3 protein-coding genes are annotated in these 2,861 nt (G+C 73.4%); all 3 read left to right on the forward strand.

Annotated elements, in window-relative coordinates; genetic code table 11:
* The coding region (locus NWP10_RS11305) for a DNA translocase FtsK (RefSeq protein ID WP_258300972.1) at positions 1-1,847 on the forward strand (1,847 nt) is incomplete at its 5' end.
* A complete protein-coding gene (pgsA, locus tag NWP10_RS11310; RefSeq protein ID WP_258300974.1) occupies positions 1,844-2,458 on the forward strand; it encodes a CDP-diacylglycerol--glycerol-3-phosphate 3-phosphatidyltransferase in 615 nt (204 codons plus the stop codon). The genes NWP10_RS11305 and pgsA, both read left to right, overlap by 4 nt.
* A gap of 4 nt (positions 2,459-2,462) precedes the next feature.
* Positions 2,463-2,861: nicotinamide-nucleotide amidohydrolase family protein (locus NWP10_RS11315; protein WP_258300973.1), on the forward strand; the 399-nt coding region annotated here is incomplete at its 3' end.

A 2,861-nucleotide genomic window follows, 5' to 3' on the forward strand; every position in this document is an offset into this window, starting at 1 on the left:
CCCGCGCCCAGCGCGAGGCCGCAGCCGCCGCGGAGGAGCCCGCCGAGGACGCCGACGTCGACCTCGAGGACGAGGAGCCGGGCCGTGCCGCCGGGCCGGCCGCGCCGTCGTCGCCCGCGGCCGCCGTGCCCTTCAGCACCCCCGAGCCCGTGCCGCCCGTGACCGCCGAGCCGGCCCGCGGCACCCAGTCCGAGCTGGGCGGGGACGTGTCCTACACCCTGCCCCAGTCGGCCCTGCTGCCCGCCGGCCCCCAGCCGAAGGAGCGCTCCGAGGCCAACGACCGGGTCGTGGCCGCGCTGACCACCACGTTCACCGAGTTCAAGGTGGACGCCCAGGTCACCGGCTTCTCCCGCGGGCCCACGGTCACGCGCTACGAGGTCGAGGTGGCCCCCGGCACCAAGGTCGAGAAGGTCACCGCCCTGGAGAAGAACATCGCCTACGCGGTGGCCTCCTCGGACGTGCGCATCCTCAGCCCCATCCCGGGCAAGCGCGCCATCGGCATCGAGATCCCCAACACGGACAAGGAGGTCGTGGCCCTCGGCGACGTCCTGCGCTCGCAGGCCGCCCAGCGCACCGACCACCCCATGGTCATGGGCGTGGGCAAGGACGTGGAGGGCGGCTACGTGGTGGCCAACCTCGCGAAGATGCCGCACATGCTCGTGGCCGGCGCCACCGGCGCGGGCAAGTCCTCCTTCGTGAACTCGATGATCACCTCGATCCTGATGCGCTCCACGCCGGACGAGGTGCGCATGGTGATGGTGGACCCCAAGCGTGTGGAGCTCACCGCCTACGAGGGCGTCCCGCACCTGGTCACCCCCATCATCACGAGCCCCAAGAAGGCCGCCGAGGCCCTCCAGTGGGTGGTCAAGGAGATGGACACCCGCTACGACGACCTCGCGGCGTTCGGCTACAAGCACGTGGACGACTTCAACAAGGCCGTCCGCGCCGGGCAGGTGAAGCTGCCGCCGGACTCCAAGCGCGTGCTGCGCCCGTACCCGTACCTGCTGGTGATCGTGGACGAGCTCGCGGACCTGATGATGGTCGCCCCGCGCGACGTCGAGGACGCGATCGTGCGCATCACCCAGCTGGCCCGCGCGGCCGGCATCCACCTGGTGCTCGCCACCCAGCGGCCCTCCGTGGACGTGGTCACCGGCCTGATCAAGGCCAACGTGCCCTCGCGCATGGCGTTCGCGACCTCCTCCGTGACCGACTCCCGCGTGGTCCTGGACCAGCCGGGCGCCGAGAAGCTGCTGGGTCAGGGCGACGCCCTGTTCCTGCCCATGGGCAAGTCCAAGCCGATGCGCGTGCAGGGCGCCTGGGTCAACGAGTCCGAGATCCACGCCGTGGTGGAGCACGTGAAGTCGCAGATGCAGGTGCAGTACCGCGAGGACGTGGTGCCGGAGAAGACCGAGAAGGTCATCGACGAGGACATCGGCGAGGATCTGGACCTGCTCCTGCAGGCGGTCGAGCTCGTGGTCACCACGCAGTTCGGTTCCACCTCCATGCTCCAGCGCAAGCTGCGCGTGGGCTTCGCCAAGGCCGGCCGCCTGATGGACCTCATGGAGTCCCGCGGCGTGGTGGGCCCCTCCGAGGGCTCCAAGGCCCGCGACGTCCTGGTCAAGCCGGACGACCTCGCCGACGTGCTCGCCACCATCTCCGGCGACGCCCCGCCGTCGGGAGGCTCCGGCGAGGGCGGCGCCCCGGCGGCGGCTCCGGCCGCCCCGGCGTCCGCCGGCCCGCGGGACCTGGTCCAGGAGGACCTCGACGCGCGGCCCGCGGCGCAGAGCTGGGACGATGAGGACGACGACGAGGGATCGGAGGACGCGTGGCAGCTCACGGGCAGATGAGCACGGGCGGCGAGGCGGAGCGGGTCTCCGCCTGGAACCTGCCGAACATTCTGACCTCGGTCCGCATCCTGATGGTGCCCCTCTTCGCGTGGGCGCTGTGGGCGGGCGGACCGTGGGGCGGGGGCTCGGCGACCGCGCGGTGGATCGCCGTCGCGCTGTTCGCCGCGGCCATGTACACGGACAAGCTCGACGGCGACATCGCCCGGGCACGGGGCCTGATCACCGACTTCGGCAAGATCGCGGATCCGATCGCGGACAAGCTGCTCACGGGCGCCGCCCTCGTGCTGTTCTCCCTGCTGGGGGAGCTGTGGTGGTGGGTGACCGTGGTGATCCTGGTGCGCGAGTGGGGCATCACCCTGATGCGGTTCGTGGTGATCCGGTACGGCGTCATGCCGGCCGGGCGCGGCGGCAAGCTCAAGACCGTGCTGCAGGCCGTGGGCATCGGCCTGCTGCTGATGCCGCTGGCCCCCGTGGTGGGCGGCTGGTGGCCGTGGGTCGGCTGGACCGTGATCGGCGCCGCCACCGTGCTCACCGTCCTCACCGGGCTGGAGTACGTCAAGGACGCCTGGATCCTGCGGCGGGACGCCCTCGCCGCCCGGCGCGGGGCCTGAGCCCGTGGCCGCGCAGGAGACGGTGCGTGCGCTCGCGGGGGCCGGGCTGACCGTGGCCACCGCCGAGTCCCTGACGGCCGGCCTCATGGCCGCCCGCCTCGCGGACGTGCCCGGCGCCTCCGCCGTCCTGCAGGGCGGCGTGGTGGCCTACCAGAACAGCGTGAAGGCGGGCCTGCTCGGCGTGCCCGCGGACCTGCTCGAGCGCGTCGGCGCCGTCGACCCCGAGGTGGCCCGCCGCATGGCCGAGGGCGCCCGCGCGGGGCTCGGCGCGGACGTCGGGGTGGCCACCACGGGCGTGGCCGGCCCCGAGCCGCACCAGGGCCGCCCCGTGGGCACGGTCTGGCTCGGCGTGGCCGTCCCGGAGCGGCTGGCGGCCGCCCTGGACGGGCTCGGCGGCGAGCGC

The sequence above is a fragment of the Micrococcus sp. HG099 genome (genome assembly GCF_024723355.1).
Lineage (GTDB): Bacteria > Actinomycetota > Actinomycetes > Actinomycetales > Micrococcaceae > Micrococcus > Micrococcus endophyticus.

Excerpts from the sequence above, each read along its gene's own strand:
- pgsA (WP_258300974.1), top strand. The coding sequence starts at position 1,844 with ATGAGCACGGGCGGCGAGGCGGAGCGGGTCTCCGCCTGGAACCTGCCG.